This is a genomic window from Oricola indica, from assembly GCF_019966595.1.
GTDB lineage: Bacteria > Pseudomonadota > Alphaproteobacteria > Rhizobiales > Rhizobiaceae > Oricola > Oricola indica.
This window is the reverse complement of sequence record NZ_JAINFJ010000009.1, coordinates 1-24,095: the sequence shown is the minus strand read 5'-3', so window position 1 is coordinate 24,095 and position 24,095 is coordinate 1. Positions and strand designations below refer to the sequence as shown.

The 24,095-nt window shown below is 61.0% G+C and carries 26 protein-coding genes and 2 pseudogenes; 16 read left to right on the top strand and 12 right to left on the bottom strand.

Going from position 1 to position 24,095, the window contains the following annotated elements; all coding sequences use genetic code 11:
* Positions 1-4 precede the first annotated feature (4 nt).
* From LC343_RS19170 to LC343_RS19160, 3 genes are all read right to left on the bottom strand, one after another.
* Positions 5-1,036, bottom strand: a complete 1,032-nt coding sequence (locus tag LC343_RS19170; RefSeq protein WP_223478786.1) for a nucleotidyltransferase family protein — start codon at positions 1,034-1,036, stop codon at positions 5-7.
* A gap of 41 nt (positions 1,037-1,077) precedes the next feature.
* Positions 1,078-1,707: a uracil phosphoribosyltransferase gene (gene upp / locus LC343_RS19165; protein ID WP_223478785.1), complete on the bottom strand. Its 630-nt coding sequence runs from the start codon at positions 1,705-1,707 to the stop codon at positions 1,078-1,080.
* Positions 1,708-1,808: 101 nt separating this feature from the next.
* Positions 1,809-2,771: an adenosine deaminase gene (locus LC343_RS19160; RefSeq protein WP_223478784.1), complete on the bottom strand. Its 963-nt coding sequence runs from the start codon at positions 2,769-2,771 to the stop codon at positions 1,809-1,811.
* A 122-nt stretch (positions 2,772-2,893) separates the two neighbouring features.
* Here LC343_RS19160 and ubiE point away from each other — a divergent pair, with 122 nt between their 5' ends.
* The 4 genes and pseudogenes from ubiE to LC343_RS19140 form a co-directional block, all read left to right on the top strand.
* A complete protein-coding gene (gene ubiE, locus LC343_RS19155; protein ID WP_223478783.1) occupies positions 2,894-3,670 on the top strand; it encodes a bifunctional demethylmenaquinone methyltransferase/2-methoxy-6-polyprenyl-1,4-benzoquinol methylase UbiE in 777 nt (258 codons plus the stop codon).
* A 4-nt stretch (positions 3,671-3,674) separates the two neighbouring features.
* A complete protein-coding gene (gene ubiB / locus LC343_RS19150; protein WP_223478782.1) occupies positions 3,675-5,252 on the top strand; it encodes a 2-polyprenylphenol 6-hydroxylase in 1,578 nt (525 codons plus the stop codon).
* Positions 5,253-5,556: 304 nt separating this feature from the next.
* The gene (coaBC, locus tag LC343_RS19145; RefSeq protein WP_223478904.1) at positions 5,557-6,798 is read left to right on the top strand and encodes a bifunctional phosphopantothenoylcysteine decarboxylase/phosphopantothenate--cysteine ligase CoaBC; all 1,242 of its coding nucleotides are present in this window, start codon (positions 5,557-5,559) and stop codon (positions 6,796-6,798) included.
* A 36-nt stretch (positions 6,799-6,834) separates the two neighbouring features.
* Positions 6,835-7,059, top strand: a pseudogene (locus LC343_RS19140) (Lrp/AsnC ligand binding domain-containing protein); the annotation flags it as partial.
* Positions 7,060-7,063: 4 nt separating this feature from the next.
* Here LC343_RS19140 and LC343_RS19135 read toward each other — a convergent pair.
* Positions 7,064-7,327: a hypothetical protein gene (locus LC343_RS19135; RefSeq protein WP_223478781.1), complete on the bottom strand. Its 264-nt coding sequence runs from the start codon at positions 7,325-7,327 to the stop codon at positions 7,064-7,066.
* A gap of 159 nt (positions 7,328-7,486) precedes the next feature.
* On the opposite strand from LC343_RS19135, the gene LC343_RS19130 reads away from it, so the two are divergent.
* Together LC343_RS19130 and LC343_RS19125 are read left to right on the top strand one after the other, a co-directional pair.
* Positions 7,487-8,404: a pirin family protein gene (locus LC343_RS19130; protein WP_223478780.1), complete on the top strand. Its 918-nt coding sequence runs from the start codon at positions 7,487-7,489 to the stop codon at positions 8,402-8,404.
* Positions 8,405-8,505: 101 nt separating this feature from the next.
* The gene (locus LC343_RS19125) at positions 8,506-9,102 is read left to right on the top strand and encodes a hypothetical protein (RefSeq protein ID WP_223478779.1); all 597 of its coding nucleotides are present in this window, start codon (positions 8,506-8,508) and stop codon (positions 9,100-9,102) included.
* 7 nt (positions 9,103-9,109) lie between these two features.
* Here LC343_RS19125 and LC343_RS19120 read toward each other — a convergent pair whose 3' ends face one another.
* The 3 genes from LC343_RS19120 to LC343_RS19110 form a co-directional block, all read right to left on the bottom strand.
* Positions 9,110-10,294, bottom strand: a complete 1,185-nt coding sequence (locus LC343_RS19120; RefSeq protein WP_223478778.1) for a BaiN/RdsA family NAD(P)/FAD-dependent oxidoreductase — start codon at positions 10,292-10,294, stop codon at positions 9,110-9,112.
* Positions 10,295-10,390: 96 nt separating this feature from the next.
* Positions 10,391-11,044 carry a peroxiredoxin gene (locus LC343_RS19115; protein ID WP_223478777.1) on the bottom strand — a complete coding sequence of 218 codons (654 nt, stop codon included), beginning with the start codon at positions 11,042-11,044 and terminating at the stop codon, positions 10,391-10,393.
* Between the two features lie 135 nt (positions 11,045-11,179).
* The gene (locus LC343_RS19110; RefSeq protein WP_223478776.1) at positions 11,180-12,772 is read right to left on the bottom strand and encodes a peptide chain release factor 3; all 1,593 of its coding nucleotides are present in this window, start codon (positions 12,770-12,772) and stop codon (positions 11,180-11,182) included.
* Between the two features lie 166 nt (positions 12,773-12,938).
* On the opposite strand from LC343_RS19110, the gene LC343_RS19105 reads away from it, so the two are divergent.
* The 6 genes from LC343_RS19105 (at position 12,939) to LC343_RS19080 (ending at position 15,696) form a co-directional block, all read left to right on the top strand.
* Entirely contained in the window at positions 12,939-13,358 is a 420-nt protein-coding gene (locus tag LC343_RS19105; protein WP_223478775.1) for a VOC family protein, read from the top strand.
* A gap of 22 nt (positions 13,359-13,380) precedes the next feature.
* Positions 13,381-13,611, top strand: coding sequence for a DUF4287 domain-containing protein (locus LC343_RS19100; RefSeq protein ID WP_223478774.1), 231 nt, complete (start codon positions 13,381-13,383; stop codon positions 13,609-13,611).
* Between the two features lie 32 nt (positions 13,612-13,643).
* Positions 13,644-13,997 (top strand): DUF1428 domain-containing protein, encoded by a 354-nt coding sequence (locus LC343_RS19095; protein WP_223478773.1) that lies wholly within the window; start codon positions 13,644-13,646, stop codon positions 13,995-13,997.
* 18 nt (positions 13,998-14,015) lie between these two features.
* Complete coding sequence (locus tag LC343_RS19090) at positions 14,016-14,483, top strand: VOC family protein (protein WP_223478772.1); 468 nt, start codon at positions 14,016-14,018, stop codon at positions 14,481-14,483.
* Positions 14,484-14,564: 81 nt separating this feature from the next.
* Complete coding sequence (gene dut, locus LC343_RS19085) at positions 14,565-15,023, top strand: dUTP diphosphatase (protein ID WP_223478771.1); 459 nt, start codon at positions 14,565-14,567, stop codon at positions 15,021-15,023.
* A gap of 13 nt (positions 15,024-15,036) precedes the next feature.
* Positions 15,037-15,696 (top strand): HAD family hydrolase, encoded by a 660-nt coding sequence (locus tag LC343_RS19080; protein WP_223478770.1) that lies wholly within the window; start codon positions 15,037-15,039, stop codon positions 15,694-15,696.
* 22 nt (positions 15,697-15,718) lie between these two features.
* Here LC343_RS19080 and LC343_RS19075 read toward each other — a convergent pair.
* Positions 15,719-16,621: pseudogene (locus LC343_RS19075) on the bottom strand (YifB family Mg chelatase-like AAA ATPase); the annotation flags it as partial.
* Between the two features lie 53 nt (positions 16,622-16,674).
* On the opposite strand from LC343_RS19075, the gene LC343_RS19070 reads away from it, so the two are divergent.
* A complete protein-coding gene (locus tag LC343_RS19070) occupies positions 16,675-17,262 on the top strand; it encodes a DUF4145 domain-containing protein (protein WP_223478769.1) in 588 nt (195 codons plus the stop codon).
* On the top strand, positions 17,249-18,784 hold the full coding sequence (locus LC343_RS19065; RefSeq protein WP_223478768.1) for a recombinase family protein: 1,536 nt from the start codon (positions 17,249-17,251) through the stop codon (positions 18,782-18,784). Before LC343_RS19070 ends, LC343_RS19065 begins: the two co-directional genes overlap by 14 nt.
* Positions 18,785-18,792: 8 nt before the next feature.
* Here the strand turns inward: LC343_RS19065 and LC343_RS19060 are convergent, their stop codons facing one another.
* The gene (locus tag LC343_RS19060) at positions 18,793-19,455 is read right to left on the bottom strand and encodes a hypothetical protein (RefSeq protein ID WP_223478767.1); all 663 of its coding nucleotides are present in this window, start codon (positions 19,453-19,455) and stop codon (positions 18,793-18,795) included.
* Positions 19,456-19,898: 443 nt separating this feature from the next.
* On the opposite strand from LC343_RS19060, the gene LC343_RS19055 reads away from it, so the two are divergent.
* Both LC343_RS19055 and LC343_RS19050 read left to right on the top strand, forming a co-directional pair.
* On the top strand, positions 19,899-20,270 hold the full coding sequence (locus LC343_RS19055; RefSeq protein ID WP_223478766.1) for a hypothetical protein: 372 nt from the start codon (positions 19,899-19,901) through the stop codon (positions 20,268-20,270).
* A complete protein-coding gene (locus LC343_RS19050; protein ID WP_223478765.1) occupies positions 20,263-21,366 on the top strand; it encodes a hypothetical protein in 1,104 nt (367 codons plus the stop codon). The genes LC343_RS19055 and LC343_RS19050 overlap by 8 nt, the downstream gene beginning before the upstream one ends.
* 2 nt (positions 21,367-21,368) lie before the next feature.
* Here LC343_RS19050 and LC343_RS19045 read toward each other — a convergent pair whose 3' ends face one another.
* The 3 genes from LC343_RS19045 to LC343_RS19035 form a co-directional block, all read right to left on the bottom strand.
* Positions 21,369-22,034, bottom strand: coding sequence for a recombinase family protein (locus tag LC343_RS19045; RefSeq protein WP_223478764.1), 666 nt, complete (start codon positions 22,032-22,034; stop codon positions 21,369-21,371).
* 264 nt (positions 22,035-22,298) lie between these two features.
* The gene (locus LC343_RS19040) at positions 22,299-23,060 is read right to left on the bottom strand and encodes a hypothetical protein (protein ID WP_223478763.1); all 762 of its coding nucleotides are present in this window, start codon (positions 23,058-23,060) and stop codon (positions 22,299-22,301) included.
* A 401-nt stretch (positions 23,061-23,461) separates the two neighbouring features.
* Positions 23,462-23,731, bottom strand: coding sequence for a hypothetical protein (locus LC343_RS19035; protein WP_223478762.1), 270 nt, complete (start codon positions 23,729-23,731; stop codon positions 23,462-23,464).
* Between the last annotated feature and the right edge of the window lie 364 nt (positions 23,732-24,095).

The following is a 24,095-nucleotide window of genomic DNA, read 5'->3' as shown; positions in this document are numbered from 1 at the left end:
TGCCTCAAGCTCCCAGGCTTCGCCTCGGCGCGAGTGTCATCTGGTAATAGCGGAATGCGTGGCGCAGGAATTTCGAACGCCAGTAGCCTTCGCCCGTCGCTTCCAGCACCGCCTGAGGCGTGACGATTTTCCAGCAGGAAGGCAGGCGAAGCGCGTCGCGAATGACCTTTATCCGGCCATCGGGAAGCGCCTGCGGAAAAAGGCCGTCGATCAGCGATAGCGACATCGAGACTTCGGGCTGGATGTGCAGGCGCGAGACGGTGTCCGCCAAATGGCGCAGGCTGTCGTCGGACAGTTTGCGAGTCGCCTGAAGCACATCGACAAGCAGCCGGAGCTGATGGAACTTGTGGCCCGCGGCGGCATGTATGACCGCGACGACAAAATGCCCGGCGGCAGGCCACAGGCCGCCGCCGCGCGCCAGATCATACTCATCGAACCCGAAAGACACCCGGCGTCGCAAAGCCGGGACATGAACGATATCGGTATGCAGTTCGGCGAGAAGGGAGGTGTCGCCCCCATATCCCCATTTCTGTTCCTCGTTGGCCTCGGACTTGTCGAAATGCTGGCGCTTGAACTGGACGAAATCGAGCGTTTGCATGATCTCCCCGGCGCGCGCCAACGCAGCTCTCGGCAGAAGGATGTCGATATCCGAATAGGGGCGGTCCGACGGGTCGGGATACAACTCCTCGGCGAAGGCTTGGCCCTTGATCAGGGCATATGGAACGCCTGCCTCGCCCAGCGCCCGCGCGATGCGCGAAGCCTGATCCGCCAGCGCCTTGGTGACCGCCGACAGGAACATGCGGTCCCTGACGGCCGATGAGCGGTAGTGCTCGAATTCCGCGTTGTCCGACAGTCCGATCCCGGCGATCTTGCGAAGCACGACCGGCTCGACATTGTGGTCGCGCGCGGCATGCAGGACCGGTTCGATTTCCGCGACGGGAAACGCATCCGCTGCCAGCGGCCCGCCTTCCGGATCCGCCAATCGGCAGAGCAACCGCTGTTGCGACGGCGTCAGGCGAGGTCTTTCGTCAGGCATGGCATTGCCCATCGCAACACTCTGTCGGAGCGGCCGGGCCGCTACTTCGTGCCGTACATGCGGTCGCCGGCGTCGCCGAGACCGGGAACGATATAGCCCTTCTCGTTCAGGCGTTCGTCGATCGACGCGGTGACGATCGGCACGTCAGGGTGCGCCTCGGTAAACTTCTTCACGCCCTCGGGCGCGGCGAGCAGGCAGACGAAGCGCAAGTCCTTTGCGCCACGTTCCTTCAGTTTTGCGATTGCCGCGATGGCCGAATTGGCGGTCGCCAGCATCGGGTCAACGACGATGACAAGGCGGTCGGAGAGGTCTTCCGGTGCCTTGAAATAGTATTCGACCGGCTCCAGCGTCTCATGGTCTCGATAGAGACCGATATGGGCGACCCGGGCGGATGGAACGAGATCGAGCATGCCTTCAAGCAGGCCGTTGCCGGCACGCAGCACAGAGGCGAAAACGAGCTTCTTGCCTTCGAGCACCGGCGACCGCATCTCGGCCAGCGGTGTCTCGATCGTTTCCATCGTCATCGGCAGTTCGCGTGTCACCTCGTAACAGAGCAGAAGCGAAATCTCGCGCAACAGCCGCCTGAACCCGGCCGTCGAGGACTCCTTCTTGCGCATGAAGGTGAGCTTGTGCTGCACGAGCGGGTGATCGACGACGGTGACGCTGTCCATGGGGTGCCTCGCAGAAGAATGGTGCGGTCACCCTAGCGGCACGCGACCGGCGGGAAAAGCCGCAAGAAGCCGTCATCGACCGCTATCCAAGGCTCAAACCGTCAGCCGAGGCGGGCGAGCAGCTCCCTGCGCGTTTCCTCGTCGACAAATGCCGCTTCGAGCGCGGTCCGGGTGACAGCCAACAGGGCGTCATCGTCGAGGCCGAAATGCGTCCGCGCGATCTCGTATTCAGCGGCGAGCGACGTGTGGAAGAAGGGCGGGTCGTCCGACGACAAAGTCACCTTCACGCCGGCGTCGCGCAGTGCAGGGAAAGGATGATCTCCGTATGAGGGGAAGACCGACAGTGCGATGTTGGAGCCCGGGCAGACCTCGAGCACGACACCTTCGTCTGCAAGACGACGCACCAGGGCCGCATCCTCGATGGCGCGCACGCCATGGCCGATACGCGACGGCCGCAGATGATCGAGCGCGCCGCGCACGCTTTCGGCCCCGACGAGTTCCCCGGCGTGAACGGTGATACCGAGCCCGGCATCGCGTGCGATATCGAAGGCGCGCGCGAAATCCTCCGGCGCATGCATGCGCTCGTCACCGGCCATTCCGAAACCGGTCACGAGGGGGTGCGGGTTGGCGGCGATATAGCGGGCGGCCCGCTCCACGGCTTCCGGGCCCTCATGGCGGAGACCGGTCGCGATCATCCGTCCTTCGATGCCGTATTTTTCCCGCGCGCGGCGAATGCCCTCAGCAAGACCGGTTATGTATGCGTGCGGTGTCAGCCCCGCATTGACGGCGTGGTCGGTGGAAATGAAGACTTCAGAGTAGATCGCGCCCTGTCCGGCCAAGTCGGCGAGATAGGTCTCGGCAAGAAGCGCGTAATCCTCCTCGCAGCGGAACAGCATCGACGCGACGTCATAGGCACGCAGGAAGGTCGTGAAATCCGACCAGACATAGGAGCCGTCTCGAATGATGGCGGAAATGTCGACGCCGTATTTGCGTGCCTGTTCCTCGACAAGAGCGGGACTCGCCGCACCTTCAATGTGACAGTGGATTTCCGCTTTCAGGACCATGGGCGACATCTCCGCGTAAAGGGCAAATCTCCGTGACATGATGGCACGGCTTGCGCAATGGCCCCGTTTGCCTGCATAGGCTACGTTCCTGAAAACCGAGGCATCACGAACGGATCAGACCCATGTCGCAATCGAGAACCACAGCGGGCGGCGCGATGAGAACGTCGTTCGGCTTCGCGCAGGTGGGCGAAGGCGAAAAGCAGGGCCGCGTCAACGACGTGTTCCACAAGGTGGCGCAACGCTACGACGTGATGAACGACCTGATGTCGGCCGGGATGCATCGCGTCTGGAAGGACGCCATGGTGACGGCGCTCAACCCGCCGAAAGACCGGCCTTGGCACTCGCTGGACGTCGCCGGCGGCACGGGCGACATTGCCTTTCGCATCGTCGAGGCATCCCGCGGCAATGCCCAGGTCGATGTGCTCGACATCAACGGTTCGATGCTGGAGGTCGGGCGCGAACGGGCGGAGAAGCGCGGGCTGGCCGACAATCTGGCATTCGTCGAGGCCAATGCCGAAGACCTGCCCTTCGAGGACGGGAGTTTCGATGCCTACACAATCGCCTTCGGTATCCGCAACGTGCCGGATATACCCAAGGCGCTCGGCGAGGCCTACCGCGTGCTGAAACGCGGCGGGCGCTTCCTGTGTCTCGAGTTTTCCGAGGTGGATGCACCGCTTCTCGAAACGCTCTACGAGAAATGGTCGTTCAACGCGATCCCGCGTATCGGCCAGGCAGTGACCGGCGACGGCGAGCCTTATCGCTACCTCGTGGAATCGATCGCTAAATTCCCAAATCAGGAGAATTTCGCGGCAATGATCCGCAATGCGGGATTCTCCAGGGTGACCTATACCAACTATACCGGCGGGATCGCAGCGCTGCATTCGGGTTGGAAGCTCTGAGCACATGAACACCCTCATGGCGACATTGCGGATGATCCGCGCCGGCTGGGTGCTCGCGCGCGAAGGCGTGATCGCGGGCTTTCCCGCGAACGGGCTGACCGGTCCCGCGGCAACCGCGCATGGCGTCGCCAGTGCGCTGGCGCGCAAGCGCAGCCGCTCGCTCGACAATGCCGAGCGCATGACGCGGGCGATCGCCAGGCTCGGTCCCTCCTATGCCAAGCTGGGGCAGTTCCTCGCGACGCGACCGGACGTCATCGGCCTTGATCTTGCGCTCGACCTCGCGCATCTGCAGGACCGCATGGAAAGCTTCCCGATGGAGGACTCGATCCGACGGATCGAGGATTCTCTGGGTCAGTCGGTGTCGGAGCTGTTTGTCGAGATCGGTGAGCCGGTGGCTGCCGCCTCCATCGCGCAGGTTCATCCGGCCACGGTGCGCGATCCGGATGGAACCACGCGGAAGGTCGCGGTCAAGGTCATTCGGCCGGGTGTCAGACAGCGTTTCGCACGCGATCTCGACACGTTCTTCCTGTTTGCGCAAATGCAGGAAAAGTACATTCCTGCCTCGCGGCGCCTGCGCCCGGTAGCCATCGCCGAGACGCTGGCGCAATCGACCAAGATCGAGATGGATCTGAGGCTCGAGGCCGCAGCATTGTCGGAGATGGGCGAGAACACGAAAGACGATCCGGGTTTCCGCCTGCCCACGGTCGACTGGCTGCGCACAGGGCGTGATGTGCTGACGCTCGATTGGGTCGACGGCATCAAGATGTCCGAAATCGACGCGCTGCGCGCGGCCGGTCACGATCTCGATCGACTGGCCGACGCAGTGGTGCAGAACTTCCTTCGCCACGCCATGCGCGACGGCTTCTTCCACGCCGACATGCACCCGGGCAATCTCTTCGTCGATCCGAAAGGCGATATCGTCGCCGTCGATCTCGGTATCGCCGGACGAATCGGCCTTAAGGAACGGCGGTTCCTCGCCGAAATCCTGTACGGGTTCATCACGCGGGATTTCCAGCGCGTCGCGCAGGTGCATTTCGAGGCGGGCTACGTACCGCCGCACCAGGATGTCGAAGCCTTCGCGCAGGCGATCCGCGCCATCGGCGAGCCGATCCACGGACAACCGGCCGAGACGATCTCGATGGCCAACCTTCTGACGCTTTTGTTCGAGGTGACGGATATTTTCGACATGCAGACGCGGCCTGAGCTGCTTCTGCTGCAAAAGACGATGGTCGTGGTCGAGGGCAACGCACGTGCGCTCAATCCGCGCTTCAACATGTGGAAGGCGTCGGAACCGGTGGTCGGCGACTGGATCGCGCGCAATCTGGGACCGGGCGCGATGCTGGCCGATGCCCGGAACGGGCTGGAATCGCTGGGCCGGCTGGCACGCACGCTGCCGGATCTGGCCGAACGCACCGAACGCCTCTCGCACGAGGTGGGCGACATGGCCGAACACGGCATGAAACTCGATCCCGAAACGGTCAACGCCATCGGCAAGGCCGAGGCGCGGGAATCCCGCTCGGGACGGGTCGCGCTCTGGATTATCGCGCTGGCGGCGCTTTGGATCGCCTGGCAAGTGAGCTAAATCTTTACGGCACAGTCATTCTGTGATTGGATTATTCCAACTTAGTTGGAAATAACCCATGTCCAAGATCGGAAAATTTGTCAAAAAGCGGTTATCTGAGCTAAACAAGCGCCCGGTAACCGCCGCGCTGGAAGCAGGGTTGGAGCGTTCCTACCTTCGCGACCTGATCGTCGGCAAGAAACAGACCATCCGCGCCGACATGATCGAAAAAGTGGCCGAAGCCATCGGCGCGACTTCGCAACAATTGCTCGACCTGCAAGGCCGCGACATGACCGGAACACGCGACGATCGGACGCCGGTATCGATGGGAATCGAACATAGCCCCGTAAAAGACAAGCGCATCCTGCTGATCATCGGCGGCGGCATCGCTGCCTACAAGTGCCTCGACCTGATCCGCCGCCTGCGCGAGCGCGGCGCGTCAGTAAGGCCGGTGATGACGAAGGCGGCGACCGAGTTCGTGACGCCGCTGTCGGTAGGCGCACTCGCCGCAGACAGGGTTTTCACGGAACTGTTCGACCGGGAGGACGAGCAGGATGTCGGCCACATCCGGCTGGCGCGCGAAACAGACCTGATCGTCGTCGCGCCGGCGACCGCCGACCTGATGGCGAAAATGGCGGCGGGGCTCGCCAACGACCTTGCCTCGACCATCCTGCTCGCGGCGGGGTCGCCGGTCCTGATCGCGCCGGCGATGAACCCGCATATGTGGAGCCACCCGGCGACCGTTCGAAACTGCACCATGCTCGAAGCGGACGGGATCGGCTTTGTCGGCCCGAATTCAGGCGAGATGGCCGAGTCGGGCGAAGCCGGCACCGGGCGCATGGCCGAAGCGCTGGAGATCGTCGCGGCGATAGAAGCGATGCTGGACGCATCTCCGAAGCCGCTGGCCGGAAAGAGAATCATCGTGACCTCCGGACCGACGCATGAACCGATCGATCCGGTGCGCTATATCGCCAACCGGTCGTCCGGAAAGCAGGGCCACGCCATCGCGGCGGCACTGGCCCGGCTCGGCGCGGATGTCCGGCTCGTCGCGGGTCCGGTGACGATCGCCGATCCGGCAGGCGTTTCCACGACACATGTCGAAACCGCCCGGCAGATGCGCGATGCGGTGGAAAGCAACCTGCCCGCCGACGCGGCGATTTTCGCAGCCGCCGTGGCGGACTGGCGCGCGGCGACCGAAGCCGGAGAGAAGATGAAGAAGGAAGGCGGCAAGGGCCCCTCGCACCTGCCGTTGACCGAGAATCCGGATATCCTTGCCGGGATTGGCAATCACGAAACGCTCAGGCCGCGCCTCGTCATCGGCTTTGCCGCCGAGACGGAAAAGCTGGTCGAACATGGCAGCGCCAAGCTGAAGCGAAAAGGGGCTGACTATATTGTTGCCAATGATGTCTCGCCCGACAGCGGCATCGGCGGAACCGGCGTGATGGGGGGCGACCGGAATCGCATCACGCTCCTGTCGGCAGACGGCGCTGATCCGTGGCCCGAAATGACCAAGGACGAGGTCGCGGCGCGGCTGGCGACGCTGGTCGCCGAAACCCTGGCGGACTGACGATCGGTTTCAGCCGAAGCGGTTGTGAATGCGAGTGTGGAGAAGTTCCGCCGCGCGGTCGCCACGATCCCGCATGTGGTCGAAGCCTACCGAATGAGCGGCGACCTCGACTACATGCTGAAGGTGCGGGTCGCGGACATGCCTGCCTCTGATAGTTTCTACCAGAAACTGATCCGCGCAGTGCCGCCCGCCGATGTCTCGGCCTCCTTCGTGATGGAGGAGATCAAGGAAAACAGGGGCGTTCCGCTGGAGGCTGTTTAAGCTGTCAGGCGTTCGGCATGCGCCCCAACGCCTGCCCGGTATCGTCATCGGCCTGTTCGTGCTTGACCTCCGAGACGGCCATGTTGATCGCGGCCATGCGGTTTTCGACCGCATCGATACTGGCGGTACCGTCAGCCGCCTTGCGGGAAAGCTCGTGCTTCATGTCGCGCAGACGCGCCAGTTTCTCCTCGCGTGAGAAGAAGCTATCCGCCACGATCGCTTCCGGCGTCATGTCGGCTTCGGAAGAAAGGTCCGGTCTGTCGAACATCGTCGTCTCCTTTCGTTTTTGTCTGAGAGCAAAACGGATCGGCCCCAACGAAGTTCCAAGAGTGCGGCGTTCACCGAGACTGAACAATGCGTCCGCAATACGGGAATCTGTGAACGACGGCTGAAACGTCCTATCTTATGGGCAACAAGGAGACCCCAAATGTCCATTCGACCCGTGAAACATATTTCCGGCACGCAGTCCGCCCTGGAAGGCGCCGGCGTCAAGCTGGAGCGCGTCTTCGGTTTCGGCGATCCGTCAATGACCGACCCTTTCCTGATGATGGACGATTTTCGCAATGACCGTCCGCAGGATTACCAGGCCGGCTTTCCGTGGCACCCGCATCGCGGCATCGAGACCATCACCTATGTGCTGGAAGGCTCGGTCGACCATGCCGACAGCCTCGGCAATTCAGGCACGCTCGGCCCCGGCTCCGTACAATGGATGACCGCCGGTTCGGGCATCATGCACCAGGAGATGCCGAAGGGCGATTTTCGCGGCCGCATGCACGGCTTCCAGCTCTGGGCGAATTTGCCGTCGAGCCTGAAGATGACGACCCCGCGCTACCAGGATATCGGCGCCACCGACATTCCCGAGATCATCGATGACGACGGAACGCGCGTGCGTGTCGTGGTTGGCGAGTTCTGGGGCAAGCGCGGCCCGGTCGATGGCGTCGCGGCGGATCCGCAATATCTGGATATCTCGATTCCGCCGAACACCCGCAAGGTATTGCCCATCGACACCTATCGCTCGGCTTTCGCCTACATCTTCGCCGGCTCCGCGACTTTCCGCGACGCGTCGAAACCGTTCGGCGTTCTGGTGGAAAAGGAAATCGGCGGCGAGGAAGTCCATATGCGCGACATGTCGGGCAACCGCACGCTCGTGGTTTTCGGAACCGGTGACGAGATCGTCGTGCAGTCGGGCGAGCAAGGCGTGCGTTTCCTGCTCGTTTCCGGCGCGCCGATCAAGGAGCCGGTCGCCTGGCACGGGCCGATCGTGATGAACACCCGCGAGGAACTGGAACAGGCGTTCCGCGACCTTCGCAGCGGCTCCTTCATCCGGGAATCCGCCACCGTTTAGGACTTATGGCCGCCGGCACTCCATCCGGCGGCCATTTCTTCCGGATCGACAATCGGTCACCCGGTGCTATCGTCCACCCATTGTCGAAATGAGGTGTGACGATGGGACGTTCCGTTCTCGAAGACCTGCAGGCGCGGTTGAGCGCCACGCGGCAGGAGATCGAATCCGAATTCGAAACGGAGCTCGCCGAACAGCGCGAACATTTCCGCTATACGCTGCATCGCGGCAAGGTGCGTTTCGAACGCGATATCCGCGAATTGCAGCGGCGCTATCGCATCGGACTGGTGAAATACATCGTCGGCGCGCCGCTCGGCTTCATCCTGTCGGCACCGCTGATCTACGGGCTGATTGTGCCGCTGGTCTTTCTCGATGCGGCCGTGACGCTCTACCAGCATGTCTGTTTCCGGATTTACGGGATCCCGCTTGTGCGCCGGCGCGACCACATCATCGTCGACCGGCAGCATCTCGCCTATCTGAACGGGATCGAGAAGCTGAACTGCGTCTATTGCGGTTATGCCAACGGGCTGATCGCCTATGTGCGCGAGGTGGCCGGGCGTACGGAACAATATTGGTGCCCGATCAAGCATGCCCGCCGAAGCGCCGATCCGCATGACCATTTCGAGGCGTTTGTCGATTACGGGGACGCCGAGACCTATCGCGCGAACCTCAAGCAGATAAGAGGCGATCTGAAACGTTGACGGGTATCTAGACCGCCTGTCCCGCCGCCCAGCCGGACGACCAGGCCCACTGGAAATTGTAGCCGCCGAGCCAGCCGGTAACATCGGCAGCCTCGCCGATGACATGAAGTCCCGGAACCGATTTCGATTCCATCGTTTTCTGATCGAGGCCGGCCGTGTCAATGCCGCCCAGCGTTACTTCGGCCGTGCGATAGCCTTCCGAGCCGGACGGCTTGACCTTCCAGCGATGAATCGTGTCGGCGATACGGCGCAGCGCGGCGTCGTTCAGTTCCGCCAGCGTGCCCGAGGCGCCTGCCTCTGTGACGATAAATTGCGCCAGCGCCTTCGGCAGCGTTCTAGCGAGGACGGTCTGGGCCTCCTGTTTGCCGGCCAACTGGCGGGCTTCGCGCAGGATCGCGAAAACATCATCGCCCGGCGCCAGATCGACGCTGATCGCGTCGCCTTCGCGCCAGTAACTCGAGATTTGCAGGATCGCCGGGCCCGAGAGGCCGCGATGGGTAAACAGCAACGCCTCGTCGAAGCTCGTCCCGCCATGGGCAACGCGCGCCTCCGTGCTGACGCCCGCCAGCGGCTTGATACGCTCCAGGAGGTTCGGTTCGAATGTCAGCGGGACGAGACCCGGCCGGGTTTCGGTGACAGCAAGGCCGAATTGCTCGGCGACACGATAGGCGAAACCGGTCGCGCCCATTTTCGGGATCGATTTGCCGCCGGTCGCGATCACAAGCGACGCGCAGGAGACCGGGCCCGTGGACAGGCGCAATTCGAATGCTGCGCCCGGCCGCGTGATCTCGTCGACGCTTGTCGAGAGTTCGAGCGTTCCGCCGGCCTGCACGAGATCGTCGGTCAACATGTCGACGATCTGTCTTGCCGAGCCGTCGCAGAACAGCTGACCGAGCGTCTTCTCGTGCCAGGCTATGCCGCGTTCCTCCACGCGGGCGAGGAAATCGGCGGCGGTGAACCGCTTCAGGGCCGAAATGCAAAAATGCGGGTTGGCGGAGAGGAAGTTGGCCGGCGACGCATGGATGTTGGTGAAGTTGCAGCGGCCTCCACCTGAAATCCGGATCTTTTCTCCGGGCTGTCGCGCATGATCGACGACGAGCACGGCACGGCCGCGCCTAGCGGCTTCCACGCCGCAGAACAAACCGGCGGCTCCGGCTCCGAGAATGACGACATCGTAGCGGCGAGACTTCATGCCATTCCCTTAACCCGGCGCGTCGGCGATGTCAGAACCGCGCAAGAAAAAACCGGCGGACAATGCCGCCGGTTCCAAACTTGATGCGACCCGATATCAGCCCGGCAGGTTTGCCTTGCGCAGATACGGGAAGATCGTCTCGAATTCGCCGAACTTCTCTTTCGCCGCCTCGTCATTGACCGAGGTCGGAATGATGATCGGTTCGCCGATCTTCCAGTCCGCCGGCGTCGCGACAGCGTTTTTCGTCGATGTCTGCAGCGCATCAAGCGCGCGAAGAACCTCGGCGAAGTTGCGGCCGACGGTCATCGGGTAGGTCATCGACAGTTTCAGCTTCTTGTCGGGACCGATGATGAACACGGATCGCACGGTCTGGCTATCGGCCGGCGTCGGCGTGCCCGGAAGGTAATATTCAGCGGGCAGCATGTCGAAGGCCTTGGAGACCGCGAGGTCGGTATCGGCGATGATCGGGAACTTCGCCGGCAGTCCGGCATAGGATTCGATATCGCTCTTCCACTGCTTGTGTTCCTCGACGCCATCGACGGAGATGCCGATCACCTTGGTGTTGCGCTTGGTCCACTCGTCGTCGAGGCGCGCGACGGCACCGAATTCGGTGGTGCAAACGGGCGTGAAATCCTTCGGATGCGAAAACAGGATGGCCCAGGAATCGCCGATCCAGTCATGGAAGCTGATCGTTCCCTCGCTGGTTTCTGCGGTGAAGTCCGGCACTGTGTCGTTGATACGAAGGCTCATCATACTCTCCTTTTCGGTTACCGCGCCAAGGCGCAAAATCTGTGTTCATGCCTCAGATAGTCATCCGACCGCCTGGAACAAAGACATAGCTTTCTGCCTTTGCGCGGCAGAACAGCGCATCGTGCCAACCGGCGGTCAGGCGGCCTTGGCGCGGATCTGATAGTCCTTGATTTCGTCGAAGACCATGCCCGGCGCGCGGTCGGCCTCGTAATTGAGCGAGAAGGCGTTCTCGGCGAGAAAAACAGGGTCGCCGTCGAGGTCCCGTGCAATCGCGGCGCGGTGTTTCTGCATGAAGGTTTCGAGCTGACCCCGGTCCTCATGCGAGATCCAGCGGCAGACATTGAAACGCGCGGCCTCGAAATCGACCGGCAGACCGTATTCCTGCTTCAGCCGCTCCTTGAGCACGTCGAGCTGCAGCGCGCCGACCACGCCGACAACAGCCGGCGAGCCGTCTTCGGGCACGAAGAGCTGGACAACGCCTTCCTCGGCCATCTGTTGCAGCGCCTCGCGCAGCTTCTTGGCCTTCATCGCATCGCCGAGGCGGACGCGGCGGAGGATTTCCGGCGCGAAGTTCGGCACGCCGCGAAACAGCAGATCCTCTCCCTCGGTCAGCGTATCGCCGATGCGAAGCGTGCCGTGGTTCGGAATGCCGACCACGTCACCGGCAACCGCATTGTCGGCGATCTGTCTCTGGTGGGCGAAGAAGAACATCGGCGCCGACAGCGTCATCGACTTGCCGGTGCGCACGAGCTTCGCCTTCATGCCACGATCGAGCGAACCGGAGCAGACGCGTACGAAGGCGATGCGATCGCGGTGGTTCGGGTCCATATTGGCCTGGATCTTGAAGACGAAGGCCGTCAGTGACGGCTCGGTCGCCTCGATGACGCGCTTGTCACTTTCCTGGGCGCGCGGCGGCGGCGCGAAATCGCCAAGCGCCTCGATCAGGTCGCGCACGCCGTAGTTCTTCAGGGCCGAACCGAAATAGACCGGCGTCAGATGGCCCTCGAGAAAGGCTTGTCTGTCGAAGGGGCGGCAGGCTTCCTGCGCGAGCGCGGCCTCCTCGATGAAGGTCTCGCGCTCGTTTTCCGGCAGCAGGCCCGAGACACCGTCCGATTCCGGGCCATTGACCTTTACCGGCTCGACCTGAGCGTCTTCGCGGCGCATCGTGCCCTCGGCCATGTTCCACGTTCCGGCGAAGGTCTTGGCGCGACCGATCGGCCACGTCACAGGCGCGGTATCGAGCGCGAGCTTCTGTTCGATCTCGTCCAGGATCTCGAAGGGATCGCGGCTTTCGCGGTCCATCTTGTTGACGAAGGTGACGATCGGGATATCGCGCAGGCGGCAGACCTCGAACAATTTGAGCGTGCGCGGCTCGATGCCCTTCGCGGCGTCGATCACCATAACGGCGGCATCGACGGCGGTCAGCGTGCGATAGGTGTCGTCGGAAAAGTCCTCGTGACCCGGCGTGTCCAGCAGGTTGAAGACATGCCCGCCATATTCGAAGGTCATCACCGAGGTGACGACGGAGATACCGCGCTCACGCTCGATCTTCATCCAGTCGGACCGGCTCTGCACGCGATTGCGCTTGGCCTTCACCTCACCCGCGAGCTGGATCGCACCGCCGAACAGCAGCAGCTTTTCGGTCAGCGTGGTCTTGCCCGCATCCGGGTGGGAAATGATCGCGAAAGTGCGACGGCGCGCGACGGCGTCCTTGAGATTTTCGGCCATGGTCGTGTCCGTGAAAACTTGCCGCGCTTCTCGCAGGCGCGGGCGCGGCTGTCAAACACGATCACGAGGGGCGACGACTGCATCTTTTCGTCAAATATACGTTGATATCAATCTATCTTCGATCTACAGTCGCCTCATCCACACAGCCATTGCGAGAGGAACCCGCATGGAACCGACCATCTATCTCTATTTCGACGGCAACTGCCTTGAAGCCATGACGTTCTATGCCGAGGCGCTCGGCGGCGAGATCACCAGCGTGTTCAAGAATGGTGACGCGCCGGACCCGGAAAGCCGAATGCCCGGCGGCGACGATCTTGTGATGAACATGAACATGCGGCTCGGCTCGGCCAATATCATGGCCTCTGACGCGCCGGGCGAATGGTATACGAAGCCGCAAGGCTTCAACATCTCGTTGGCGGCGAACTCGATTGAGGAGGCAGAGCGGATCTTCAACGCCCTGTCCAGGGACGGTGACGTGCGCATGCCTCTGGAGGAGACCTTTTGGGCGGAACGCTTTGCCATGTTCTCCGACCGGTTCGGTACGCCGTGGATGATCAATTTCACCGGTTCCAAGGCGATGAACTGAGGCAAGGGAGGCGGACAACCCGATGTCTTTCCGAGCATATCTCGACAACATACAGGCCAAGACCTGCAAATCACCGGCGGATTTCAAGGCGATGGCCGCCCGAAAAGGCTTCACCGGCAGCTCCGGGCTCGCCCCGGGCGTGAAGGCGACGCAGATCACCGACTGGCTGAAGCAGGATTTCGGGCTCGGCCACGGCCACGCCATGGCGATCGTCGCGCTTCTCAAAGGCGCAAACAAGGAAGGCAGCCAATAGCTTCGGCGGCCAAGCACTAAAGGACAAGCATCATGACCTATGTAGACGGAATGGTCGCCGCGGCGCCGGCGAATGGAAAAGAGGCATATCTCGAATATGCGAAACGCACCGCCGAGGTTTTCAAAAGTCTGGGCGCGACATCCGTTGTCGACTGCTGGGGTGAGACGGTGCCGGATGGCGAAGTCACGTCGTTTCCGATGGCCGTCAAGAAGAAGGATGACGAGGTCGTCGTCTTCTCCTGGGTCGAATGGCCCTCGAAGGAAGCACGCGACGCGGGCTGGAAAAAGTTCGAGGACGATCCCTCGATTTTCGAACGTCTCGGCGAGATGCCCTTCGACGGAAAGCGGCTGATCTTCGGCGGCTTCGAGACAATCGCCAGATCCTGAACCAGGGAGGACGCCGACATGACGCGGAAGGTCAAGACCTGCCTGTGGTTCGATGACGGGGCGCTTGCCGCGACGGAGTTCTATTGCTCCCTGATACCGGATTCGCGCATCGACCATGTGAGCCGCCATATCGAGAACGCGACGCATGGCGAGCCGGGCGAGGTGCTTGCGGTTGAGTTCACCCTGGCCGGAACGCCCTATCAGGCGATCAATGGCGGACCGCATTTCAAGCTGTCCGAAGCCGTGTCGATCTCGGTCAGCACCGAAGATCAGTCGGAGACAGACCGCCTGTGGGCGGCGCTCACCGCCGACGGCGGCGCGGAAAGCCAGTGCGGATGGTGCAAGGACCGGTTCGGCCTGTCCTGGCAGATCGTGCCGAAACGCGCGGCCGAGCTTTTCAGCGGCCCGCAGGCGTCGAAAGTCTGGCCGGTGCTGATGACCATGCAGAAGATCGACATCGCCGCGCTGGAAGCGGCGGCGGCGTGAGTCTCCCGATGTGAGACGTTGCTCACAGAATTGCTGCGTCTTTCGCTTGCGGAAGACGGGCGGGCGCGGCAGATAGCCGCAATGACGTCTCCAACCCTGACACTCATCCGCCTGCCGCATGGCGACGGGATCGCCCTTCCCGGTTACGAAACCGAGGAGGCCGCCGGCATGGATCTACGCGCGGCTGTGGCCGACGACATGCGGTTGACCTTGCAGCCGGGCGCGCGGGCGCTCGTGCCGACCGGTTTCGTTTTCGAGATTCCGGCCGGCCACGAAGGCCAGATCCGGCCGCGTTCCGGCCTCGCTCTCAAGCACGGGATCACCTGCCTCAACACGCCGGGCACGATCGACGCCGATTATCGCGGCGAGGTGCAAGTTCTGCTGATCAACCACGGGACGGATCCCTTCGAAATCACGCGCGGCATGCGTATCGCCCAGATGGTCATCGCTCCGGTCACGCAGGTCGCCGTCACGGAAGGCGAACTGGCCTCCGGGACGACACGCGGCGGTGGCGGATTCGGCTCGACGGGCACCCACTGACGGACACCCCCAAATGACACCCCCCGAACTTGTAATCTTCGACTGCGACGGCGTGCTCGTCGATACCGAAACCGTCGCCAATCAGCGGCTTTCAGCGATCATCGCGGAGCACGGCCTGGACCTGACAATGGCACAATGCCGCAAGCGCTTCATGGGCCGCACCATGAAGAGCGTCCGCGACATTCTGCTGGAGGAAGAAGGGATCGATCTCGGCGCGGATTTCCCCGACCGCTGGCTGGCCGGCCTGCCGGACCTTTTTTCCGCCGGCGTGGAGGCCATCCCGCATGTGCGCGAGGTCATCCTCTATCTGAACGCCATCGACACGCCCTATTGCGTCGCCTCATCGGCGAAGGTCGAGAAGATGCACCTGACGCTCGGCGTTTCAGGGCTCCTGCCACTGTTTGAGAACGTCCTGTATTCGGCATGGATGGTCGAGAAGGGCAAGCCCGCGCCCGACCTGTTCCTGTTTGCCGCGAGCGAACTGGGCCATCCGCCCGAACGCTGCGCGGTAATCGAAGACAGCCCGGCCGGCGCGCTGGCCGGCAAGGCAGCGGGCATGCGCGTCTTCGGCTACACCGCCGATCCGCTGACCGATGCCGAGGGCCTCGCCGATGCGGGCGCCATTCTGTTCGACGACATGCGGGCGCTTCCGGCCCTGCTTGGCCTGCGATGACCGTGCTGTCCGGCTGGAGAACCTATGCCGCGGACGCCAGCCGCTCGCCGGCAATGCGGTAGGAAATCGCCTCGGCGACATGGATGCGGCCCGTCTGCGCCGCACCATCGAGATCGGCCAGCGTGCGGGCAACCTTCATGATGCGGTGATAGGCGCGCGCCGAAAACTTCATCCTGTCGGCGGCATCGCTCAGCAGTTGCAGCCCTCCGGCATCGACATCCGCGACCTGTTCGATCAGTGCCGTCGGGCAGTGGTGGTTGGTGGTGACGCCCTTTATCGCGAGCGCTTCATAACGCTCCGTCTGGATCGCGCGGGCGGCAGCGACACGCTTGGCGACCGACGCGCTCGGCTCGCCGGGGCGGGAGCGTATCAGATCACCAGGCGTGACGGCGGGAACCTCGACGCGCAGATCGATCCTGTCCATCAGCGGGCCGGAGATGCGGGCCTGATAATCGGCGACGCAGCGCGGCCCGCGCGCGCATGTGTGACCGGGCTCACCGGCCATGCCGCAGCGGCACGGATTCATCGCCGCGACAAGCTGGATGCGCGCCGGATAGGAGACGCGGTGATTGGCGCGGGCGATGACACATTCACCCGTCTCCAGCGGCTGGCGAAGCGAATCGAGCACCTGTGGCGTGAATTCGGGAAACTCGTCGAGAAACAGTACGCCATTGTGGGCGAGAGAAACTTCGCCCGGCTTGACGCGCAGCCCGCCACCGACCATCGCCGCCATGGAGGCGGAATGATGCGGCGCACGGAAGGGACGGCGATCCGACAATTTGCCGCCGGCAAGCTGGCCGGCGATCGAGGCGATCATCGAGACATCGAGCAGTTCGGCCGGCGTCAGCGGCGGCAGGATCGATGGCAGGCGCTGGGCCAGCATCGACTTGCCGGATCCGGGCGGCCCGACCATCAGCATATTATTGACAAGAGACCTACGATGCTGATTGTGCGCTAGCGGTGGAATAGGAGGACAACATGGACGCAGACTGGGTAAATCGGTCGAGCCTAACGTCGATAAGTTATCAGTGCGGCTTTTGTGAAAACAAAATCGCGAGCAATCAAGGGTTCTTCTCCCGAAACTATATTCCCGGCAACTCAGACAACGGGTATATATATATCTGTCCACTCTGCGAGCAGCCTACGTACTTCTGCGATGAGAGCCGCACTCCGGCAGTTGCTCCCGGAAACAACGTTGCGGAAGTTCCAAGCGATGTAGATGGGCTGTACGTGGAAGCGCGAAGATGCATCTCGGTGGGTGCGTTCACAGCCTCAGTTTTGGCTTCTAGAAAACTCCTGATGAACATCGCGGTTACTCAAGGGGCGAACGCTGGACAGAGCTTTGTACAATACGTCGAATTCCTCTCAAGCAGTGGGTATGTCCCGCCTCATGGTCGTGGTTGGGTAGATCACATTCGGAAGCGTGGGAATGAGGCCACTCACGAGATTCCGGCGATGACGGAGGCTGATGCCACCGAGCTAATCACCTTCATCGAGATGCTCCTCAAATTCATCTATGAGTTTCCGGCTAAAGTTCCTGCTGCAAAGCCCGATGAACACGCATAGCGTTTCGACTGCCCCGCTCGCCTTTTCCTACCTACGCTTCTCTACTCCAGAGCAACAGCGTGGTGACAGCTTTAGGCGTCAGACAGACGGGGCCGCGCGGTACGCCCGTGAGCATGGCCTCAAGCTCGACAACAGGTCTTTCCTAGACCTCGGGGTCTCCGCGTTCCGTGGTGCCAATCTCCACGGCGGCAAGCTTGGTGAGTTCCTTGAAGCCGTCCGCACGGGGCTAGTGCCTCCCGGCTCGTACCTCCTCATGGAGAACTTGGACCGCATGAGCCGCGATGACCCGTGGGATGCGGTGTCGCTTCTCCGAAACATCATTAAGTCCGGCATCCGTGTGGTCACCGTTTCCACAGGGCGGGTCTACGGGGAGGAGTCGGCACAGGGTAACGGCTTTGATCTATTGGAAGCCGTGGTGATCTTGATCCGTGCCCATGAGGAGAGTGCCACTAAGTCCCACCGCCTCCGCAATGCATGGACCGCCAAGCGGGCGAATGCATCCCGTAAGAGACCAATGACCAAGCTTGCTCCGGGGTGGCTGGAGCTTCGCGAGGACAGGCGGGCCTATGAGGTGGTCCCAGAGCGGGTGGAGGTGGTGAAGCGTATCTTCCGAGAGTATCTTGAAGGGAAGGGGACTCATGGCATCGCCGATGGTCTCAATAAGGATGGTGTCAAGCCGTTCGGGAGGGCGGCCTTCTGGCATCGCTCCTACGTGGTGAAGATACTGGAGAACCCGGCGGTGGTGGGTCGGTTCACCCCGCACACCATCGAATACGTGGAGGGCAAGCGCACGAGGAAGCCTCAGGAACCCGTGGAGGACTACTTCCCCAATGTTGTGGAGCCTGAGGTCTTTGCTCGCGTCCAGACCATGCGGGAGGGTCGGCGTGCCCCCTCGGTGCGGCTAAGGAATTCCAAGGGAGTCTCCCACCTCTTGGCGGGCCTCGCTCGGTGCCCCCGATGCCGGAGCTCCATGACCCGCGTCAACAAAGGGTCCGGGCCTAAATGCGGCCATCCGTACCTAGTCTGCACTAAGGCCAAGGCGGGAGCCGGTTGCGAGTATCACGGTGTAAGGATCGACCACCTTGAGGCCGCCATTGTGGGACAGGCCTCGGAGTTAGCGAAGAGCGCACCAAGGGGCTCCAAGACGGTAGCAGACGTGAAGGCCCGGCGGGCGGAGGAGCGAGAGACCCTCCAAGGCCAGATTGAGAAGCTCGTGGACTTCCTTGCGGAAGGCGAGGCGGAGGGAGTCCGGCAAAGGCTCAGGGAGCTTGAGGCTAGGCTCGCTGAGGTCCGGGAGGAGGAGGAGAAGCTGGAGGAGCTTGAAGCCGTCCGTAATCCGATTACCCGCAAGCAGCGCCTTGAGGACTTGGTGAGGGAGCTTTCCAAATCCGACCTGGACTACCCTGCGGCCAACGCGGCGATGCTTCAGGTGTTCAGCCGGGTCTATGTGCAATGGGACCTTGGGCGGCTAGACTTCCATTGGCTGCATGGAGGAAGGAGTCTGCTGAGCATTGCCGGATAGTGTAGCGTTTAGGATTTGGAGGTTTTCGCGTCCAAGAGCTTTCGCATGTTATCGGTGAAAGACTTCGCGGCATTTCGGCTAGCTGCGAGTTGGGTTGCCAAATAGACAAGAAGCTCCCGAATAATCATCGCTTGCGTAAGGCAGTTTTCGTCCGTTTGCGCGTGGAGGCCTTCGCTGAGCGCCTCGTGTAGAGCTCTCAGTGGATTCATCCCATCAGGCCTTAATATCGGCGGCAATAGGTCTTTAACTAGGTCTATCTTCTCAGCAGTAACTCGTGTTTTTCTAACGGCGGAAAGTGCTGTGAGGTAGGTTTCCTTCTCTTCGCCCGCTAGCAGCTCTCCGACATCAGATAAGAGCTCATCAATTGTCTCTTCGACAATCCGCCTGTAGTACGCGAACGCCCCTATTCCGTACCCCTGAGACTCCAGTATCAAGCCGGAAGCCAGATAGTCTTTATGCTCACCTAAGAGCGCAGACAGATTGGCGTCAGTTTTAACGCTCCAAGGTGGATATTGTCCAACTTTAGATATCCAGCCTCGTTCCTCGTCTATCTTTATTATGAAGTATCTTTCGAATTTTTGGCAGGAGGCACATACATATTGCAGCCTAAAAATTTCTCCGCTCGTCGAGGTGTTCACGACTCTCGTGACCTCCCAGTAATCATTGACCATGACGAAGGTTTCAAATTTCCCGCAGTCTTCACACTCCATATTAATGCGAGGTTTGGATAGCCCATTAGTATAATTAGGCACCTCGTAACGAAACTTCCGGTAGAGAGGGTAACTCTCTAAAAATTCCCGATCTGGCATGACTACCACTATTCATGTTGTTGGACTGCTATCAATAGCGCCTTAACGATGGCGCTTCTACCCGTCCACTATGAGAACTATGGTGTTCCGACCAGCTTCTGCACAGTCGCCTTTGAGAACCCCACCTCCACAGCGATATTGCGGATAGACATGCCGTCTCCCCTCTGCTTGGCAATCTCCGCCTCCACCATTGGCAATCACCTTCGGGACTCTCATATAGCTTTAATGATCGGGACTCCGAGTGGTGACCTGGTCGTTCGAACTTCGCGACTCCGAGACATCGAACCAAGGGACCTCGTAAGGCCATGACTAACGACCCCAACGCGCTCCTCACGAGCTATTTTCGCGCCAACCAAATCCTCATCGATACCAGCCGCCACCTCACCGCAGCCAACGTGGACACCTTCCTGACTGTCGCGATGCTGGAGAGCCGTGAGGACATGAGCGAGGGCGTCCGATTGCGGGCCATTGGCGAGGCTACAGGGCGGAGCTTCACGCGGGTCTCGCATGACATGAGGAGCTTGGGGAAAGGGGTGCGGCGTGGGAGACCTGGAGCGGGCCTTGTTGAGACCGAGATCGCTCCAGACAACATGCGGGAGAAGGTCGCTAGGCTGACGCCTAAGGGACGCGAGGTCTTGGGGAGACTCCGGGAAGCCCTGCTTGCGTCCGATGGATAATCGCCCCGAATACCGGTTTGAAAGAACCGGGGATGCAGAGCCAATTACCCCCCGGATAGAGCGCTTCCTTGAAACGGCGATGGGTGGCAAATCGCTCGACTTGGACGGGGATAAATACACCCGCCCAGACTTCGAATGCTTACGGGGCCTCTTGGTGGTGGAAATCAAGACCCTCGAAGGCGATCCGCAGCCGCGACTCGACGCGGAAATGAATGAAAAGAGGAATGATCCGAACTGGCCTCTATTTTTCGGAAAGTGGCCGCTACAGTCGATTGTAAAACATCTTCCAGATGGCGATGAGCTGACAAACCAGATGGTGGAGCGCCTTGGCAAACCTTTCGGGCGACACCTACAAAAAGCGAACAAACAGCTTGCCGCGCATGACGACAGACGCGTGAGGACCAACGGCGTCAACGTGGTGATACTGGTCAATGAAGATCACGCACAATATGATCCTGAGGTTACCTCACAGTTGCTCCTTCGAGAGCTTGCTCGGGGCGTCAAAACTGGCGACCCCAAATATCGGCACATTGATGCGGTCATCTACATTTCGGAGCGCCATGCAGCGATGCACGAAGGCCGTGTCACCTTTCCGATAGTAGAGGTGGATGGGCCGGAGCTTCACCTGTATCCGTGGAAGCAGGCCGTCTTGGATTTGATAGCTGCACGGTGGAGCACTTGGAATGGTTTCGAGCCCAAAGGTTCTACCGAATTCGAGGATAATAAGTTTGTAGAGATTGAGCCGGTTCCCGAGAGGATGCGTGCCCACGAGCGGTGGAGACTTGACTACCGGCGGAACCCCTACATGGCTGACTGGAGCGAAGGCCGCCTACTGGCGAAATGGGATGAGCTCTACGTCCTTGGCGTTGCTGCTTTCTACAAGAATACGCCGATCAAACCACCTGACTTGATAATCAGAAGTATGATGGTGGAGATGACCCACATTACAGAGGAGGCCGCAAGGAGGGGCTATCCCTTGGCCTCAGCCCCGCAGGACAACCAGCGGATTCATGCTGCGGCACGGCGTTTGGGTGCCGATCCGTCAGTTATTGATGACCTGTTGGCCGGAAAATACGTTCCTACAGCAGACACGTAGGGTCACTTCTTGGCTTCCATCCGCTCCAGCGCTCGGCTCACCTGCTTGGCGGTCCAACGTCCGCCCCTTGAGGTCGGTATCCCCATGTCCTGCAAGGTCTCCGCTATGGTGGTGAGGGTTGCTCTTCCCTCTCTCATCGGTCGGATAACCTTTACCAAGCGCTCCGCTTCCCTGTCCGCCTTCTCCTTGAGGACCTCGTTACGCCGCATGGTCTCATCTCTTAGACCGCCGAGCTTCACGCCACGCTCCTTAGCTGCGGCTAGCGCCGCCTTGGTCCGCTTGGAGATGAACTTCCGTTCTTGCTCCGCCAGCGCCGCGTAGACATGGAGTTGAAATTCATCGGCCTGCGGCATCTGCGCCACGCGGAACCGCACCTTAGGGTCTTCCATTAAGGCCGACACGAAAGAGACCTTGCGGCTCAGTCGGTCCAGCTTCGACACCAGAAGCTCCGCGCCGGTCTGCCGGACCATCTCCAGCGCCGCCATGAGTTCGGGCCTGTCGTCGCTCTTGCCGGATAGTACGTCTTGAAAGCGGCCAATGACCTCCCACGGCTCCTCCGAGTAGTTCTCAAGGAATATCTCAATGTCCCGCTCCTGGGCCTCCAGCCCTAGGCCGCTCTTGCCTTGCTCCTTGGTGCTCACTCGCGTGTAGACCACATATCGCTTCATCGTTCGGCCCTCCAAATGGCGTCTGGCACCAAGGTAGGAGTTCATTTGTCAAACGTCAAGGAACGTTGTGCCTGACAATTCCACGAGAAAGGCGAAATCAGGAAGGGCAAGACGCCCCCGGCACACCTTCACGCCATGGGGTGGGGACCTATGATCGTTTTCTCTGGCAGCGGGAGGGGCCACGGGGGGAAACGCGAGCGCCGCCACGTTTACTCCAGATGTCGAATTTACGACCCTTTGAACGCGTCCGGGATTGCCGCCATGCTACTTGGTTGGGTCACCCTGCTTGATGTCGAACACGTGAGCGTCCCCACCAATGTAGACGGTAATCTGATAGCTTTGCTGCGGCGTGCTTTGCTTCTTGGGAGGCTCGAATTGCAGCTTGCCCCCATACCATTCGCCGGGAAGCAACGTGTGGTCCTTCAGGATCGTGTTGCGCAGGTTCGCTAGGTTTCGCCGCCCGCTTTCAATCGCGCTGTCCATCCGTGCGTTGCTCTCTGCCGTCGCGCTTGCTTGGGCGATAGCGGCAGCCGTTGAGCTATATCCCGTGGTCGATACAACTGCGGTGCCTCTTGGGGTGTAAACGGTGGATGTGGAATTGTAGTAGCCTGCCTGCGAGGCTGAGTAGGAGTCAGCGGCAGCGGCTACCCCAAGAAGGATGGCCGTGGCGACTTGCCGGGAGCGCTCTTCCGCCACCAATTGCTCGTAGGTGAACACCTTGAGCTTATGGGGCTTTCCAGTCTCCAGCGTTTGCTTGACGCGGATGTTTGCCACTGAGAACGCAAGCGGCTCAGTCCCAGGATTGAAGAGCCCGATGACATACTCGGGTCGGCTCCCCTGAGGAAACCCTTCCTTCGCCGGTTGCACGATCAGAATTGACCCCGGCTTCTTCGAGACTATCGCGGGCTGTCCGTCGCGGACCAAGGCGGTTTGTCCGTCAAGAGGTGTAAACTGAGCGGTCTCAGTGACACAGCCGTAAAGAGCGAACAGACCAATAACGCCAAACGCTGCTCGAAAATACCTCATCGAAATCCCCCAAACACCCCATACAATACAACTAGTTGCTACGGCTTATTGCAATACAAGCACTCGCCGGACCCCTCGCAACTTCATCGGGTTAGCTAGAGGGCAACCCAATGGAACTTACTACTACAATCGAATTCGCTTTATTCCTTTCCAAGAGGGAGCGCAAAGACTTCCTCACCTACCTTCTGACAATGGCGCTTGAGGAGTCAAAAAGGCCGTCCGAAGACCAGCCACTTAATGACAACCATTCCGACCACCACAACGGCAAACCAGAATAGCGTCCGCCTGAGGTTGAACTCGGGGCCACCATAGTCGGGAGACTTCTCGTATCCGCTCATCACCGCTCACGTGGCCGGTCTTTAGGTTACGGCTTGGAGACTGCCACAGCGGGTGCCGGGGGTCTATTGTTCCTCGGCATCCTCTGTCCCGATGGCACTCTGAGACCACTCGGAGGGCTTAGAGACTGCCCAAGGAGGCGTCTCCTCTGAGACCAGCGCCACGGCACGAAAGACCTCTTCGGACAGCGCAAGGATTGCCCGGTACTGAGCCTCCTGCGGCTTCAATGCAATGAGGTGCCTAGAGAGCTTGCGGTGGAACTCGGCGGCCTCGAAGACGAACTCGGCGGCTTGCGTCTCAAGGAGCTTCGGGCGGCGCTTGTGGCGGCTGGACACGGCGGTAGACCTCCTGTCTTGGTCGTGGAGTGTCGCCGCGTGGAAAGCCTTAGGTCGAGTCGGGATGGCGGAGCAAGGGGCTGGAGACCTCGCGAGCACAGAAGGTCGGTTGGCTTGCGGTGTCGTGCTTGAGGTGGCCGCCCAGCTTCGGGAGCCGGAAGCAACCCAGTCCGGTTAAACACAAAAGGAAGGGGCTCAGTGCGGGTCCACTCAGCTATAAGAAGTGGGGGAGGTTAGACCACCTTCTCCCCCTTGGACTTGGTGTCGCTACCGTGAGGAAACACCTCAAGCACATGCTTTAAGCTCCCGTCTCCATGCTCTTCCTTATCGATGAGGATGGGTCTGATAAACAATCAGCCCTTAC

What these genes read in the sequence shown, in the direction of transcription:
- coaBC (WP_223478904.1), top strand. Translation starts at nt 5,557, where the DNA reads ATGGGAATCGAACATAGCCCCGTAAAAGACAAGCGCATCCTGCTGATC.
- LC343_RS19120 (WP_223478778.1), bottom strand. Translation starts at nt 10,294, where the DNA reads ATGAAGTCTCGCCGCTACGATGTCGTCATTCTCGGAGCCGGAGCCGCC.
- LC343_RS19055 (WP_223478766.1), top strand. Translation starts at nt 19,899, where the DNA reads ATGACTAACGACCCCAACGCGCTCCTCACGAGCTATTTTCGCGCCAAC.
- LC343_RS19040 (WP_223478763.1), bottom strand. Translation starts at nt 23,060, where the DNA reads ATGAGGTATTTTCGAGCAGCGTTTGGCGTTATTGGTCTGTTCGCTCTT.
- upp (WP_223478785.1), bottom strand. Translation starts at nt 1,707, where the DNA reads ATGGACAGCGTCACCGTCGTCGATCACCCGCTCGTGCAGCACAAGCTC.
- LC343_RS19045 (WP_223478764.1), bottom strand. Translation starts at nt 22,034, where the DNA reads ATGAAGCGATATGTGGTCTACACGCGAGTGAGCACCAAGGAGCAAGGC.
- LC343_RS19080 (WP_223478770.1), top strand. Translation starts at nt 15,037, where the DNA reads ATGACACCCCCCGAACTTGTAATCTTCGACTGCGACGGCGTGCTCGTC.
- LC343_RS19070 (WP_223478769.1), top strand. Translation starts at nt 16,675, where the DNA reads ATGGACGCAGACTGGGTAAATCGGTCGAGCCTAACGTCGATAAGTTAT.
- LC343_RS19130 (WP_223478780.1), top strand. Translation starts at nt 7,487, where the DNA reads ATGTCCATTCGACCCGTGAAACATATTTCCGGCACGCAGTCCGCCCTG.
- ubiE (WP_223478783.1), top strand. Translation starts at nt 2,894, where the DNA reads ATGTCGCAATCGAGAACCACAGCGGGCGGCGCGATGAGAACGTCGTTC.
- LC343_RS19170 (WP_223478786.1), bottom strand. Translation starts at nt 1,036, where the DNA reads ATGCCTGACGAAAGACCTCGCCTGACGCCGTCGCAACAGCGGTTGCTC.
- LC343_RS19135 (WP_223478781.1), bottom strand. Translation starts at nt 7,327, where the DNA reads ATGTTCGACAGACCGGACCTTTCTTCCGAAGCCGACATGACGCCGGAA.
- LC343_RS19065 (WP_223478768.1), top strand. Translation starts at nt 17,249, where the DNA reads ATGAACACGCATAGCGTTTCGACTGCCCCGCTCGCCTTTTCCTACCTA.
- LC343_RS19060 (WP_223478767.1), bottom strand. Translation starts at nt 19,455, where the DNA reads ATGGTCAATGATTACTGGGAGGTCACGAGAGTCGTGAACACCTCGACG.
- dut (WP_223478771.1), top strand. Translation starts at nt 14,565, where the DNA reads ATGACGTCTCCAACCCTGACACTCATCCGCCTGCCGCATGGCGACGGG.
- LC343_RS19110 (WP_223478776.1), bottom strand. Translation starts at nt 12,772, where the DNA reads ATGGCCGAAAATCTCAAGGACGCCGTCGCGCGCCGTCGCACTTTCGCG.
- LC343_RS19090 (WP_223478772.1), top strand. Translation starts at nt 14,016, where the DNA reads ATGACGCGGAAGGTCAAGACCTGCCTGTGGTTCGATGACGGGGCGCTT.
- LC343_RS19105 (WP_223478775.1), top strand. Translation starts at nt 12,939, where the DNA reads ATGGAACCGACCATCTATCTCTATTTCGACGGCAACTGCCTTGAAGCC.
- LC343_RS19115 (WP_223478777.1), bottom strand. Translation starts at nt 11,044, where the DNA reads ATGAGCCTTCGTATCAACGACACAGTGCCGGACTTCACCGCAGAAACC.
- ubiB (WP_223478782.1), top strand. Translation starts at nt 3,675, where the DNA reads ATGAACACCCTCATGGCGACATTGCGGATGATCCGCGCCGGCTGGGTG.
- LC343_RS19095 (WP_223478773.1), top strand. Translation starts at nt 13,644, where the DNA reads ATGACCTATGTAGACGGAATGGTCGCCGCGGCGCCGGCGAATGGAAAA.
- LC343_RS19050 (WP_223478765.1), top strand. Translation starts at nt 20,263, where the DNA reads ATGGATAATCGCCCCGAATACCGGTTTGAAAGAACCGGGGATGCAGAG.
- LC343_RS19100 (WP_223478774.1), top strand. Translation starts at nt 13,381, where the DNA reads ATGTCTTTCCGAGCATATCTCGACAACATACAGGCCAAGACCTGCAAA.
- LC343_RS19160 (WP_223478784.1), bottom strand. Translation starts at nt 2,771, where the DNA reads ATGGTCCTGAAAGCGGAAATCCACTGTCACATTGAAGGTGCGGCGAGT.
- LC343_RS19125 (WP_223478779.1), top strand. Translation starts at nt 8,506, where the DNA reads ATGGGACGTTCCGTTCTCGAAGACCTGCAGGCGCGGTTGAGCGCCACG.